Genomic DNA, 16,240 nt, shown 5'->3' with positions numbered 1-16,240 from the left:
TGGCCGCAACTGGGTCGTCCGCGCCGTGCGGGGGTGTCCTCGTTCGGTGTCAGTGGCACGAATGCGCATGTGATCTTGGAACAGGCACCGGTCGACGCCAACGGGAACACACCCAGCCCGGATCGAGACGTCGACCAACTCGCGATGCCGACGGTGGTGCCGTGGGTGATATCGGCAAGAGACAGAGCGGGTTTGGCCGCGCAGGCGGCTCGTCTGTCGGCGCACCTCGAGCATTCCCCGGAATGGGAACCAGTGGATGTGGGTTTCTCGCTGGCCACGACACGGAGCCTGTTCGAACATCGAGCCGCCGTGCTGGGTTCTGACCGCACAGAGTTGATGGCCGGTCTGCACGCGTTGGCTGCCCAGGAGGCTCACTCAGGCGTGGTCCAAGCGGTCAGCGTGTCAGCGAAGGTCGGGTGGCTGTTCGCGGGCCAGGGCTCGCAGCGAGCGGGGATGGGTAAAGAGCTGTATGCCGAGTTCCCCGTATTTGCCGCAGCCGTCGACGAGCTGTGCGCGGTGTTCGACGGACTACTGGGCGGCTCTCTGAGCGAAGTGCTCTTCGGTGAGCACTCGAATTTGTTGGAACAGACCCTGTGGGCGCAGGCCGGGCTCTTCGTACTGGAAGTGGCATTGGCACGATTGATGCAATCATGGGGCCTGCGACCAGATTTCGTCGTCGGGCACTCGATCGGCGGCGTGGTCGCTGCCCATATCGCCGGGGTAATGTCGCTCCCGGACGCGTGTGCGGTGGTGGCCGCACGCGGTCGGCTGATGCAGGCCGCCCGCGGCGATGGTGCGATGGTCGCGCTCCAGGCGTCGGAAGCGGAAGTGCTGCCGTATCTGGACGAGAACGTCTCGCTCGCGGCTGTGAACAGCTCGACATCGGTAGTCGTTTCGGGCGACTCGGGCGCCGTCACGGCTCTGATCGACAATTTCGCAAATCGAAAGTCGCAGCGGCTCAAAGTAAGTCATGCGTTCCATTCACCCCATATGGATCCAGTGGTTGATGACTTCGAGCGAGTCCTGGCAGGAGTCTCGCTGCGAGCACCCGAGATCGCAGTGGTCTCCGATAGCACCGGGGAGGTGTTGTCCGCAGCGCAGGCTACCTCCCCGCGGTACTGGGCCGAACATATCCGTCGAACAGTGCGATTCGCCGATGCCATGGCGTGTTTACGTGAACACGGCGTGGGCAAGTGCGTGGAGCTGGGACCTGACGGGGTGCTCAGTGTCCTTACCGAAAACGCCGGCCCCGAGTCAGTGCCAGTCCTGCGTGCGAATCGTCCTGAGGTCCACACGATCATGGCGACCCTGGCACGGTTGCATACCGGGGGTGTGGCGGTGGATTGGGCAAGGCTGATGCCCACAGCTCGGCGAGTTGCGCTGCCGACGTATGCGTTTCAGCGACGGAAGTTCTGGGTCGCAGACGCCGGAACGACGGATGTGACCAATGCGGGTCTACTGGCGGCCGAACATCCGATGTTGGCCGCGAGAGTTGAACTGCCAACAACCGGCGGTGTTGTGCTGACTGGGCGTCTGTCGCTGGCGACACATCCATGGTTGGCCGACCACGCGGTACACGGGACAGTTCTGCTGCCGGGGACGGCGTTCGTGGAACTGGCACTACAGGCCGCCATGGAGGTGGGCTACAAGTCGGTGCAAGATCTGACACTGCAAGAGCCGCTTCTCTTCCCCGACCACGCGGGCCACCACATCCAGGTATTTGTGGACCCCGCGGATGACACCGGAGCGCGTGCGCTGGTCATCTACTCGCGCACCGAGGATTCCGGTACCGAGTGGAAGGCACATGCGCGGGGGACTCTCGTGGCCGAGCCGCCGCCAGCGGTTGACCCGATGCAATGGCCGCCGACCGATGCCGAGACAGTCGATCTCAACGGTGGCTACGAACTGTTGGCGCAGTGGGGCTACCACTATGGGCCGGCGTTCAGAGGATTGAGGTCGGTCTTCAAGCGCGGCTCCGAAGTATTCGCCGAGATTGAACTACCCGACGAGATCTCCGCGGGCGCAGAGCGATTCGGCATCCACCCGGCGATGTTGGACACGGCGCTACACGCCCTCCCGCACGCACTGCTGGCTGAGGGTCGCGAGTTGGGGGACGTCGTCCTGCCCTTCTCGTGGGAAGGGGTGTCGCTGCACGCCACCAGCCAGCCGGTCTTGCGGGTGCGCATCGAGTCGACCGAACACGGCCTGTCGCTGACGATTGCCGACGAAGCCGGGCAGACGGTGCTGTCGGTGCGATCGGCCACAACACGTCCCATCGCACAGGATCGGCTGTCGACCGTCGGCGCGATCGATGACTTGTACGAGCTGACGTGGGCAGCCACGCAGCCGATGACGGTCTCGGAGCCAGCCTCGGTCGCCGGTTGGGATGCCCTGCGAGACGAGCAACTGGACATCCCGGCAGTAGTGGTCCTCGACTGCCGCGCTGCAGACCGGCACTCCGATATCGTGACGGACACCCACGCGCAGACTCACCGTGTTCTCGATGCGCTCCAGCAGTGGCTGGCACAGCCCCGCTTCGCGTCCAGCACTCTACTTGTGCTCACCAGCGGCGCAGTGGATTTCGCCAGCGTGGGAGTCACCGATCTGGCGGGAGCCGCGATTTGGGGGTTGGTGCGGTCAGCCCAAACAGAAGAACCCGGGCGGATCGTGGTGGCCGATGTGGATGATCGGGCCGATATCGCCGCGCTGATGAGTATCGGTGAGTCGCAGGTAGTGGTCCGCGACGGTGTCATGTACGCGGCGCGGGTGGCTCGTGCCCAAGGCCGCGTCGACAACATCGCCGAGACGTTGTCGGCTGCTTTCGGAATCACGGGCACCGTGCTGATCACCGGGGGTACCGGTGGCCTCGGTGCTTTGCTGGCGCGGCACCTGGTGAACCATTGCGGTACACGGAAGCTCGTGCTGGCCAGCCGGCGGGGCTCGCAAGCCCCTGGGGCGGCGGAACTGTGCCTGCAGTTGACCGAGGCAGGGGCGCGGGCCGATGTCGTAGCGTGTGACGTCGCCGATCGCGCAGCGGTGTTCGAGCTGGTGGAATCGATTCCAGACCTGGCGGCGGTCGTACATACGGCAGGAGTGCTCGATGACGGTGTGATGGCATCGCTGACACCTGAACGAGTCGACAGGGTGCTCTCCGCGAAGGCGGATGGGGCGTGGTACCTGCACGAGGCGACCCAAGGCCTGGACCTTTCGGCATTCGTTATGTACTCCTCGGAAGCCGGCATCCTGGGGGGACCGGGGCAGGGCAACTATGCGGCAGCGAACACGTTTCTCGACGGGCTGGCGGCCCATCGCAGGGCGAGTGGGCTCAGCGGGATTTCGATCGCCTGGGGATGGTGGGCTGATGACGTCGGCGGCATGACAGGTGCACTCAACGAGGCTGATACCGACCGAATGCGGCGAAGCGGATTCCTTGCCATGTCCGGCGAAGACGGGTTGCGGTTATTCGATGCCGCCATGGCGTGGAACCAGGCCACAGTGGTGGCGGCGAGACTCGATTCCTCGGCGATCCACCTGGCCAGCCGCACCTTCCCGATCCTGCGTAACCTGGCGCCCCGTGTGAGTCGTTCGTCCCAACGTGGTGGGCAAGCAGGCCTACGTCAGCGGGTGCAGGGGCTGGACGCGACTCGACAGCTTCGGGTGATCCTCGATGTCGTTCGTTCTCAGATCGCGGAAGTACTTGGTCACGCGGGACCCGCTGCGATCGATCCCGAGCGGCAATTCCAGGAGCTGGGATTCGACTCGCTCAGTGCGGTCGAGGTGCGCAACCGTCTGAGAGCCGCCAGCGGACTGCAACTTTCGGCGACTCTGCTCTTCGACTACCCCACACCCTCCGCGCTCGCTGTCCACCTTCGAGAAGAACTCGACCCGTCGACTTCGGAGTCGAGTGAACAGCGCTTTCTCAGCAGCCTGGACAGGCTCGAGGAAGCCCTGCTGCTCACGCCCGTGACAGGAGAGATCGCAGAGCGCCTCATCGATCGGCTCGAAGCGGTGGTGGCGCGACTTCGGATGACTGGCACCGAAGACGGCGTCGGAACCGATCGGGAGGAGTTGCAGACAGCCTCGGCGGAAGAACTTCTCGAGATCCTGCGGACTCAGTTCGGCAGATCCTGACCACCGGCCGAGCAACTCGAGGAAAGACGCACCATGACCAGCCACGAAAAGCCTGAACCGATTGCGATCATCGGCATCTCCTGCCGCCTACCGCAGGCCGCGGACAAGGACGCGTTCTGGCGACTCTTGATGACGAGCCGTAATGCGGTAACCACCGCGCCGGAAGACAGGTTCAACGCCCATGCCGACCGAAACACCGTGAAGTATGGCGGATTCCTCGACACGGTCGACGAATTCGATCCGGAGTTCTTCGGCATCTCCCCGCGCGAGGCAGTCGCAATGGACCCGCAGCAGCGAATAGTTCTCGAATTAGTTTGGGAGGCATTCGAAGACGCTGCGATAATTCCGGCGACGCTCGCCGGGAGCAGTACAGGTGTGTTCCTCGGTGCCGTATGGGACGACTACGCGACCTTGCTCTACGGCAGCGACGAGATTTCCGCGCACGCGATGACAGGTCTACATCGGAGTATCATCGCCAATCGCGTGTCATACACGCTGGGACTACGTGGCCCGAGCATGGTCGTGGATGCGGCCCAGGCGTCCTCTCTCGTCGCTGTGCATCTGGCGTGTGCGAGCCTGCGCCGGGGCGAATCGAACTTGGCTGTGGCCGGTGGAGTCAACCTGAATCTGATTCCGCAGAGCAATGAGGTCTCGGCACGGTTCGGCGGCCTCTCACCGGATGGACGTTGTTACACCTTCGATGCCCGAGCAAATGGTTACGTCCGCGGCGAGGGCGCCGGAACCGTCATTCTCAAACCGCTGACCCAGGCAGTGGCGGACGGCGACTCGATCTATTGTGTGATCCGCGGCAGCGCGACGAACAACGACGGACTCACCGATGCTCTGACCGTTCCCAGTGCACGAGCGCAGGCCGAGGTCATCCGCGCAGCCTACGATTTCGCCGGAATCGACTGCGGGGATACGCAATACGTCGAGCTGCACGGTACGGGAACGAAGGTCGGCGACCCCGTCGAAGCGGCCGCGTTAGGCGCGGCCCTCGCAACCGCCCGAACACCGAGTCGCCCGCTGGTCGTGGGCTCGGTGAAAACGAACATCGGCCACCTCGAGGGCGCGGCAGGGGTCTCAGGTCTGATCAAAACGGCGTTGAGCATCCGTCATCGCCGTATTCCGGCCAGCCTGAACTTCCTCACACCCAACCCCGAGATCGACTTCCGCGGCCTGAACCTGCGCGTTCAGCAAGAACCCGGCCCTTGGCCCGAGCCTGAACGTCCTCTTATCGCAGGGGTCAGTTCATTCGGAATGGGGGGAACGAACTGCCATGTGGTGCTGGCAGAGCCGCCGGCCTCCATATCCGAGACCCTCCCAGCGACCGCACCATGTACGCCTGTACTCCCATGGGTGCTCTCAGCACATACCGAGCGTGCCCTTCGTGCCCAGGCCGACCGCCTTCGCGAACATCTCATCGACCACCCTGAGGCATCAGCCCACGCGGTGGGCTGGTCGCTGGCCACCAGCCGAACCGCTTTCCACCACCGGGCGGTGGTGTACGGAGCCGATCGACACGAACTCGTGAGCGGTCTGGAGGCATTCGTCGAGGGCGGTGGGGCGAACCTCGCGGTGGGTAGGTCCGACATCTCCGGGGTCGTGTTCGTCTTCCCAGGCCAGGGCAGCCAGTGGCACGGTATGGCTGTGGATCTGCTCGAGTCGTCGGAACAGTTCCGCACAGCGTTTGCCGAATGCGCCGAAGCGCTTGCCCCCCACATTGATTGGTCACCGACAGCGGTGCTGCGCGGGGAACCAGGAGCGCCGGCACTCGATCGTGTCGATGTAGTTCAACCGATGTTGTTCGCCGTGATGGTGGCACTGGCGCGAATGTGGCAATCGTTCGGGATCGAACCAACCGCGGTCATCGGGCATTCGCAGGGAGAGATCGCGGCCGCACACGTTGCTGGCGCTTTGAGCTTGGCGGACGCGGCATCTATCGTCGCGCTCCGCAGCAGGGCTCTCGCTGACATCGCTGGCGAGGGTGCAATGGCAGCGATCGCCTTGTCGGAGACGGAGGCGGAGGCTCGGATCAGCAAATGGACAGGCAGACTGGCCATTGCCGCCGTCAACGGCCCGTCGGCGGTAGTGGTGGCTGGTGATCCGACAGCAATGGCAGAGTTCGTCAGTGGCTGCGGTATCGATGATATTCGTGCCAGGATCATTCCGGTCGACTACGCGTCTCACACCAGTCAGGTGGAGTCTGTCCAGGAACGACTACGGTCCGATCTCACGATCATCACGCCGCAATCCACAGCGACAGACTTCTATTCGACGGTGACAGGTCAGCGCCTGGATACCGGGCAGCTGGATAGCGACTACTGGTACACGAATCTACGCAACCCTGTCCGCTTCGCTGAGGCGGTGCGCGAAGCGGCCTCTGCGGGCAACGGTGCGTTCATTGAGATGAGTCCGCATCCGGTGCTTACCTTTTCGGTTGAGCAGACGCTGGCGGATTCTGCGACGGCGAGCGTCGTGGTCTCCTCGTTGAAGCGTGATCAACCGTCCTGGTGGTCATTGATCGCTTCGATGGCCACGCTGTTCACCCGCGGTATCACCCCGCGATGGGCTGCGGTTTTCGGAGCGGCGGATATCGCCCGTGTTCCCTTGCCGCACTATGCTTTCCAGCGCACGCGCTATTGGCCTGGCATCGCGCCGCAGGTATCGCCGGGGGTCGGATCGCCCTGGCGAGCGCGATTGATGTCGCTGCATGAGTCCGCCCAGCACGACCTGCTGGTGGAACTGGTCCGCTCTCATGTCGTGACCGTGCTCGGATCGGTCGCGCCCGCGTCGCTCGACCCCGAAACCTCGTTCGAAACAATCGGTTTCGAGTCTTCGACCGCGGTCGATCTGCGCAACCGGCTCGCCGCGGCCACCGGTGCGGCGCTTCCCGCCTCCTTGCTCTTCGACCAGCCGACGGTGGCGAAGTTGGCTGCGCACCTGCGCGACATCGTGCTCGGCCTGTCCGCAGACCAACGGCCCGTGCCACAGTTGGCCATCGGTCTCGCGAGAGATGACGACCCAGTTGCGATTGTCGGTGTGGGGTGCCGTTTCCCCGGGGGCATCTCCTCAGCTGAGCAGTTGTGGGATGTAGTCGCCGATGGCCGCGACGTAATCGGACGATTCCCGACCGACCGCGGCTGGGACCTGAACACCCTGTTCGATCCCGAGCTCGGCGCATCCGGCCATTCGAATGCACGAGGAGGCGGATTCCTCTACAAGGCAACGCAATTCGATGCGGCATTCTTCGGAATTAGTCCTCGCGAAGCTGCGGCAATGGACCCACAACAGCGGGTGCTGCTCGAAGTCTCGTGGGAGGCTTTGGAAAACGCCGGAGTGAACCCGAAGTCATTGCGCGGCAGCGATACCGGCGTATTCGTCGGAGTCTTCGGCTCATCGGTGGCCCAATACGGAGCGACCGTGAGCGGCTCCGTTGACGCCGCGGCAGGGTACCGACTGACCGGTGGCGCGGCGAGTGTCGTGTCGGGGCGGGTGTCGTATGTGTTGGGTTTGGAGGGTCCCGCGGTGAGTGTCGACACCGCGTGTTCGTCGTCGTTGGTCGCGATTCATCAGGCGGTGGCGGCGTTGCGTGCGGGTGAGTGTGCGATGGCATTGGCGGGTGGTGTGACAGTAATGGCGACCCCCGGGCTGTTCATCGAGTTCTCGCGACAAGGGGGATTGTCTGCCGACGGCCGGTGTAGATCATTCGCGGATTCGGCAGACGGAACAGGGTGGTCCGAGGGTGCGGGCGTTGTTGTGTTGGAGCGTCTTTCCGACGCTCGACGCCTCGGCCACGAGGTGTTGGCGGTGGTGCGTGGTTCGGCGGTGAATCAGGATGGCGCGTCCAATGGTTTGACCGCGCCGAACGGGCCTTCTCAGCAGCGGGTGATTCGTGCGGCGTTGGCGAACGCGGGTTTGACTCCGGCTGATGTCGATGTCGTGGAAGCCCATGGCACCGGTACGCGTCTCGGTGATCCTATTGAGGCGCAGGCGGTTATCGCGACCTACGGTCAACGTGATCCCGATGCGGAGCCGGTGTGGTTGGGGTCGTTGAAGTCCAATATCGGTCACACACAAGCCGCCGCGGGAGTGGCCGGGTTGATCAAAATGACTCAGGCCCTGCGGCGAAAGGTGTTGCCGGCGACGTTGCATGTGGATTCGCCGTCGTCACAGGTGGATTGGTCCGCGGGCAACGTCGGTCTGCTCATCGAACAGCGTTTGTGGCCGGACCTCGGCCGGGCGCGACGCGGTGCGGTTTCTTCGTTCGGAATCAGCGGTACCAACGCTCACGTGATCGTCGAACAAGCACCTCTCGAGACCACACCGGAGTCAGCCGCACCTGCCCACGGTCTTTTTCATGGTGGTGTCGCCGACGTCGGCTCGACGCCCCTGGCGGCCGCTCAGCACGTCCTCGTTCTGTCCGGTCGTGTGCCGGCAGCTGTGCGAGCCGCGGCTACCGATCTGATTGATCTGTTGGAAACCGGCGCGGACCCGCGCGATGTCGCCTTTTCGCTGGCGCAGCGGAGTGTATTCGAGCATAGGGCAGTCGTTATCGGACAAGGGCGTGAACAAGTGGTCACTGGACTGCGGACGCTTGCGCGAGGTGCTGCCGCGCCTGGAGTGGTCGAAGGTGCGACCGCTGCCGGACAGACGGCGTGGCTGTTCACCGGCCAGGGCTCCCAGCGGGTGGGCATGGGGAGGGAACTGTACGAAGCCTCCCCGGTGTTCGCCGCGACGATCGACGAGATCTGCGGACATCTCGACGTCCTGCTGGGAGGTTCGCTACGCGAGGTGATGTTCACCGACGACAGTGGCGTACTGGATTCCACGATGTGGACTCAGTCGGCGCTGTTCGCGGTCGAGGTGGGCCTCGCCGCGCTACTTCGAGCGTGGGGTGTCGAGCCGCAGATGGTGGTCGGACACTCGGTGGGTGGGCTCGCCGCGGCCCATGTCGCCGGAGTGATGTCACTTGCCGATGCCTGCGCGGTCGTGGCCGCACGTGGGCGGCTGATGCAAATGGTCAGCGAGGGCGCGATGGTTGCGCTAGCGGCATCAGAGGCCGAAACGCTCGCGCTGCTGTCGGACCATGCGCATAGCGATGTGTCTCTTGCCGCAGTGAACGGTGCCGAGTCGGTTGTCATCTCGGGAGACCCCGACGCGCTGGCCATCGTCGTCGCGCAATTCGAAGGCCGAAGGGTGCGCTGGCTGCAAGTCAACCGCGCATTCCACTCGACACATATGGCACCGGTCGTCGACCAGTTGCAGCGGGTGCTGGACGGCGTCACGCTCAGTATGCCGCGGATTCCCGTAATCAGCGACAGCACGGGTGAACTGCTGACGGCTGAGCAAGCCACGTCACCTCGCTACTGGGCCGAGCATGTACGGCTGCCGGTGCGCTTTGCCGCCGCGGTCGAGAGCTTGCGGGCCTCGGGAGTGGCACGGTGCGTGGAACTCGGACCGGATCCGGTGTTGACGGCCATGCTGGGCGGAGCGGCACCGGCGTCGGTCGGGCTTTTGCGGGCCGGCCGCTCCGAAATCGACACCATGTTGGAAGGTTTGGCGCACCTGCACGTTCATGGGCACAGTGTGGGTTGGTCGAAGCTGCTACCGGCCGGGCGTCGAATCCCGTTGCCCACCTATCCGTTCCAACGATCTCACTACTGGTCGCCAGCGACCGACGTTGCACTGGATCCCGGCGCGCTTGGTCAGGAGTCGGTTGAGCACGCGATCATCTCCGCGTTGGTCGAGTTGCCGGACAGCGCTGGCCACGTTTTCACCGGCCTTATCACCGCACACGCACCAGCCTGGGTGCGAGAGCACATCGTTCACGGCACAGTCGTCCTGCCCGGCGCGGCCTATATGGACATGATCTTGTCCATCGGCGCATTGGTCGGGTGTGATCGTGTCGACGAACTGACTCACTACGAGTTCATGCCCATTCCCGAACGGGGGGCCTTGCGGATCCGGGTGGTTGTGGAACCCGCGGATATCGCGGGTCGCCGTGAGTTCGCGGTGTACTCCCGCAGCGCAATGGCTCCTCCGGATGCCGATTGGACGCGGCATGCCGGTGGACTGCTGTCGGCCGGTACAGCGGAACCGAATTTCGATCTGCGCGAATGGCCGCCGGTCGGCGCGACGCCACTCGACGTCACAGAGTTCTACCGCGACGCTGTCGGAGCGGGTTTGTGGTACGGGCCGAATTTCCGTGGACTTCAACAGGTCTGGTCCATCGGCGACACGCGCTATGCGGAAGTGAGTCTGGGCGGTGGGGCGAGTCCGAACGGCTACGGAATCCACCCCGCTCTGCTCGATTCGTTGCTCCATCCGTCGGCGTTGGTGCCGGCCGAACGCCCACGCGCGCTGGATGTACGAGTGCCCTTCTCCTGGGGCGGAGTGCGCCTACACGCCACCCGAGCGGTGCGCGCACGCGTTGCCATCACACCGTTGTCGGCGAACGAGATTCGACTCGAAGTCGCTGATGAGCATGGCCATCCGGTGATGACCGTCGATTCCCTCATGCTGCGTGTCGCCACCCCTGCGCAGACGGCTCCCGCGACGTCGATCGTGCCATCGTTGGGGCACACGGAGATTCCTTCCGGGCAGCACCCAGGGGCAACGACGCTGCTGATGGTGAACTGGATTCCCGCACCCACTCAGCGCGTCCTTCCCGAATGGCCTGGGCGAGCCGTGTTCGACGCCCGCGATGTCACCGCTGTCGGCGTCGACCCGTCTCGTGCACATGCGCTGGCGGCTGACGCGTTGGCCGCGGTGCAGGCAGCACTGGGCCGGGACGGACTCACCGTCGTAACTCGGAGCGCGGTCTCCGTGGCGGGCGAGCCGGTTACTGATCCCGCCGCGGCGGTCGTGTGGGGTCTGGTCCGGTCGGCACAAGCCGAAGACCCCGGCCGGTTCGTGCTCGTCGATCTCGACATCGACGCGCCGGAGTCCTCGCCAGAGTTCTCCGATGCCATCACCGATGCACTCGGAATCGGCGAACCTCAAATCGCGGTCCGCGGCGGGGTGACCTATGTCGCACGCATGGTCGAGGAGTCGAGCCGCCGCACATTGGCGCTGCCTCCCTCGGGCACGGCGTGGCGTCTGGGGGTCATCGAGCGAGGCACGGTCGACGGCGTGGGATTGCTGGTCGACAAGAGTGACACCGACCAACCGTTGAACTCCGGGCAGGTCAGGGTCGCTGTGCGAGCAGCCGGCTTGAATTTCCGCGACGTCATGATCTCGCTCGGAATGCGGCCGGACGGTGAGGTGATGGGCTCGGAGATCGCCGGCGTCGTCCTTGAAGTCGGACCAGCAGTGATTGGATTGTCGGTCGGGGACCGCGTCATGGGTCTCGTCGCCGGAGCAATCGGACCGATCGCGGTCGCCGATCGCCGTCTATTGACTGCGGTCCCCGCCGGATGGTCTCTCGTAGACGCCGCGGCTGCTCCGGTGGTCTATCTGACCGCCTACCACGGGTTGCGAGATGTGGCCGATGTGCGCGAAGGGCAGCGACTGTTGGTGCACGCGGCGGCCGGTGGTGTGGGTACCGCGGCAGTAGCGCTGGCGCGACACTGGGGGCTCGAGGTTTTCGCGACCGCGAGCACGGGCAAGTGGGATGTTTTGCGGCGCGACGGGTTTGATGACGAACACCTCGCGGACTCGCGCACCGTGCAGTTCGAAGACACGTTCGGTGTGAGCAGTGAGGCGCGCGGCATGGATGTCGTGTTGAACTCGCTGACCGGGGAGTTCATTGACGCTTCGCTTCGCCTCCTGCCTCGCGGTGGTCATTTCGTCGAGATCGGCAAGGCGGACATCCGCAGCGCCGCGGACATCGCGCGCGCCTACCCGGGGGTGATTTACCAGGCATTCGATCTGCTGAATGTGGGGCCGGACCGGATCGCGGGCATGCTCGATGAACTGGGGAAAATGTTCGCCGCAGGAGTTCTGCCGCGGCTACCGGTCCGGACGTGGCCGGTCACCCTGGCACACGAGGCGCTTCGGCACTTCAGCCAGGCGAGGCATGTAGGAAAGATCGTCCTCACCATCGCAGAAGAGATGACATCGGCCCTCGCCCGGAGTGCTATTGCGCGAGTCGAGGGAACGGTGGTGATCACCGGTGGCACAGGCGGTCTCGGTATCGCGCTGGCACGTCATCTGGCAGTCACACACCATGTGCGGTCGTTGATTCTGACCAGCCGCCGTGGCGAAGCAGCTGAGGGTGTGGCAGAACTCGTGGACGAACTGGCCGTGACCGGGACAGCAGTCCAGGTAGTCGCCTGCGACATCACCGATTCGAGGGCGGTCGATCAGCTGCTCCAATCGGTTCCGGGTGAACACCCATTAGCAGGTGTCGTTCACGCGGCGGGAGTACTCGACGACGGCACGATCGCGGCGCTTACAGCGGAGCGGTTGGACGGAGTTCTTGAACCCAAAGTGGAAGGCAGCTGGTACCTCCACGAGGCGACGAAACACCGAGATCTGCAATTCTTCGTGATGTTTTCGTCACTGGCAGGTGTGATCGGAGCGGCCGGGCAAGCCAACTACGCTGCAGCGAACGCGTTCCTGGACGCGCTGGCGCAGTACCGGCGTTCCCAGGGCATGCCCGCAACCGCTATCGCGTGGGGTTTATGGGAATCACCCAGCGGGATGACCGGACAGCTTGATCGAACCGCGATAGAGCGATGGGCCCGCTCCGGATTCGTGGAACTGCCAATCGAGGAGGCACTCGCACAATTCGATGCCGCTGTCATCCAGGATCGGGCGGCAGTAGTCGCGACCCGACTCGACATGGCCGCGTTGGCCACCGCGGCCGAGTCCGCGACGATACAGCCGCTGCTGCGCGATCTTGCACCCGCATCAAAGGAATGTGCGATCGCAGCACCGCTGGCGCGGAGTCTGGCGACGCTCGATGCCGTTCAACGACCACAGGCAGTACTAGAGATGGTGCGCACCGAAGTGGCGGTTGTGTTGGGGCACAACGACACCCATTCGCTCGGCCTGGACCGCAACTTCCGAGACCTCGGGATCGACTCACTGACCGCGGTGGAAATCCGCAACCGGATCAATGCCACCGCCGGTCTGCATCTGCCGCCCACGCTGGTCTTCGACTACCCCACTCCGTCAGCCCTCGCCGCTCACATCGAGTCGGCACTTCGCACTGACGAACGGGAACCGGCGAGCACGCACGACCCGCGAGTAACGATCGGCGAGGCAATCGAAGTGCTCGAGATGGCCCTGTCCGGCACCGAGTGGGACCGAGACAGTCACACCAGCGTCGAGAATGCGCTGCGCGAACTCCTCGCAAGCTGGGCACGAACACACTCCGGCGAACTCGGCGACACCCCCGCGGACGATTTGGCGGCGGTCGACGAGGACGAACTCTTCGACATCCTCGACCGCGAACTAGAGCTCTGATCCGCTCACGAAACCATGACCATACGACAGCGAGACATGTGAAATGACGAGAACCGACGACGATCGATTGTGGCTGCGCAGATTTCACGACGCACCACAGCCGGCGGCACGCCTAGTGTGCCTGCCCCACGCGGGAGGTGCGGCAAGCTACTTCTTTGGGGTATCGCGGGCATTGGGACCGACCATCGAAGTGCTGGCTGTGCAGCCACCAGGACGACAGGACCGTCGGCACGAGCAATGCCTCGAAAGCATTACCGACCTCGCCGACGCCATCGCGGAACGGCTGTCCGATCAGTCGGGCAAGCCCTTGGCGTTGTTCGGGCACAGCATGGGAGCTCTGGTCGCGTACGAGGTTTCACGACGTCTGGAATCCAAGGGAATTCGGCCTGTCGCCCTGTTCGCATCCGGACGCCGCGCGCCCTCGACGCACCGGGATGAACCGGCGCACCTCCTCGACGACGCCGCGTTCGTCGACCACTTGAAATCGCTCAACGGCACCGACAGCCGTGTTCTGGACGACCCGGATCTGCTCGCGGCGATTCTGCCTGTAACCCGCGCCGACTACCGCGCGATCGCGGCCTATCGCCACGCTGGCGGGCCGTCTTTGACGACGCCGATACATGTGCATATCGGTGACCGAGATCCTGCTGTCACCGCCGCCGAAGCTGAGCAGTGGAGACTGCACACCGCGGGGGACTTCGGTGTGCATTCCTATCCCGGTGGGCACTTCTATCTGGACGAGCACTCCGGGCGCCCGATCCGCTCGATCGAGGGCGTCATCGACTCCGAAATCCGCGGGCGACGTGCGAAATTGGGCGGTACTCCGCCAGTGGTGTCGAGGTGAACGGCGTGCCGGAGAACGACAAGTACGTCGACTATCTGAAACGGGCGACAACCAATTTGCGCGCGACGCGCAAACGGCTGTCCGACCTGGAATACCGCCTTTCGGAGCCGGTGGCCGTCGTTGGGATGGGTTGTCGTGTTCCAGGTGGTGTCTCCTCGGTCGAGCAGTTCGCCGAAATGGTCGCCGAGGGACGGGATGTAGTCGGGCAATTCCCAACCGACCGCGGCTGGGACGCAGCGCTTTTCGATCCGGATCCGTCGGTGCAGGGGAAGTCGTACACGCGGGAGGGTGGATTCCTCTACGACGCAGCAAATTTCGATGCGGAGTTCTTCGGGATCAGTCCACGCGAGGCATTGGCCATGGACCCACAGCAGCGGCTGCTGCTCGAGGTGACCTGGGAGGCGGTCGAGCACGCCGGAATCGACCCACTGTCCTTGCGTGGCTCCAATGTCGGGGTATTCGTCGGGGTCATCGACCAGAGCTACGGAGCCGGCTCGGGCCTCGATGCTGGAGTCGAGGGCTACCAGCTGACGGGTGCGACCTCGAGTGTCGTTTCGGGGCGGGTGTCGTATGTGTTGGGTTTGGAGGGTCCCGCGGTCAGCGTGGACACCGCGTGTTCGTCGTCGTTGGTCGCGATTCATCAGGCGGTGGCGGCGTTGCGTGCGGGTGAGTGTGCGATGGCGTTGGCGGGGGGTGTGACAGTGATGGCTACCCCCTGGATGTTCCTCGAGTTCTCGCGACAGCGAGGCCTGGCAGTCAACGGCCGATGCAAGTCCTTCGCTGAGGCTGCCGACGGAACTGGCTGGGGCGAGGGTGTCGGTGTTGTTGTACTAGAGCGTCTTTCCGACGCGCGACGCCTCGGCCATGAGGTGTTGGCGGTGGTCCGTGGCTCGGCGGTGAATCAGGATGGGGCCAGCAATGGTTTGACCGCCCCGAACGGGCCTGCGCAACAGCGAGTAATTCGTGCGGCGTTGGCGAACGCGGGTTTGACGCCGGCTGATGTCGATGTCGTAGAAGCCCACGGGACGGGCACCCGTCTTGGGGACCCCATCGAAGCGCAGGCATTGATGGCAACCTACGGCGAAGACCGGCCCACAGAACGACCACTCTGGTTGGGCTCGGTGAAGTCGAATATCGGACATACCCAAGCCGCTGCGGGCGTGATCGGTGTGATCAAGATGGTGCAGGCGATGCGGTTTGGTGTGATGCCGCCGACTCTGCATGTTGATTCGCCATCCTCGCATGTGGATTGGTCGTCGGGTGCGGTGCGACTGCTCACCGAGGGGCGGGCGTGGGAGGTCGAGGGGGGTCGTCCGCGGCGTGCGGCGGTGTCGTCGTTCGGTATCAGCGGCACCAACGCCCACATGATCGTCGAACAGGTCACGGCTGAGCCGGTCTCTGACCGCGATACCGACACCGACGATCGTGGCACTGTTTCCTGGGTCGTATCGGGTAAGACCCCCAACGCGCTGACCGAGCAGCTACGACGCCTGTGGGAATTCACCTCGGTCGCACCAGATCTCGACGCGACCGACGTTGCGACATCGCTGCTGACCCGGTCGCAATTCGAGCATCGAGCAGTGGTCTTCGGTAATGGCCGTGAGCAGCTGTTGGCGCGGCTGCGGAGTCTCATCGACAGCGCGGATTCGCCCGCCACGCGACCCGGCACAGTGTCGGGCAGCACCGATGTGGTGGAGGCGACTGTGTTCATGTTCTCTGGTCAGGGTTCACAGTGCCTTGGGATGGGACGCGAACTCACGGGAAGTACCCGGTGTTCACGGCGGCGTTCGACGCGGTCGCGGATGAGTTGGGAAAGTACCTTTCGCGACCATTGATCGGTGTGGTGTGGGG

At 64.3% G+C, this 16,240-nt stretch carries 3 protein-coding genes and 1 pseudogene; all 4 read left to right on the top strand.

Features of this window, described 5'->3' with window-relative positions; genetic code table 11:
• Window positions 1-33: 33 nt before the first annotated feature.
• Entirely contained in the window at window positions 34-4,131 is a 4,098-nt protein-coding gene (locus ACWEO2_RS43255) for an SDR family NAD(P)-dependent oxidoreductase (RefSeq protein WP_452410694.1), read from the top strand.
• 33 nt (window positions 4,132-4,164) lie between these two features.
• Complete coding sequence (locus tag ACWEO2_RS43250; RefSeq protein ID WP_452410693.1) at window positions 4,165-13,545, top strand: SDR family NAD(P)-dependent oxidoreductase; 9,381 nt, start codon at window positions 4,165-4,167, stop codon at window positions 13,543-13,545.
• 43 nt (window positions 13,546-13,588) lie between these two features.
• Window positions 13,589-14,389: a thioesterase II family protein gene (locus ACWEO2_RS43245; RefSeq protein WP_452410692.1), complete on the top strand. Its 801-nt coding sequence runs from the start codon at window positions 13,589-13,591 to the stop codon at window positions 14,387-14,389.
• 11 nt (window positions 14,390-14,400) lie between these two features.
• Window positions 14,401-16,240 (top strand): annotated as a pseudogene (locus ACWEO2_RS43240) (type I polyketide synthase); the annotation flags it as partial.

The organism is Nocardia sp. NPDC004278, assembly GCF_053602975.1.
This window is presented reverse-complemented; position numbering and strand designations above follow the sequence as displayed.

What these genes read in the sequence shown, in the direction of transcription:
- ACWEO2_RS43250 (WP_452410693.1), top strand. Translation starts at nt 4,165, where the DNA reads ATGACCAGCCACGAAAAGCCTGAACCGATTGCGATCATCGGCATCTCC.
- ACWEO2_RS43245 (WP_452410692.1), top strand. Translation starts at nt 13,589, where the DNA reads ATGACGAGAACCGACGACGATCGATTGTGGCTGCGCAGATTTCACGAC.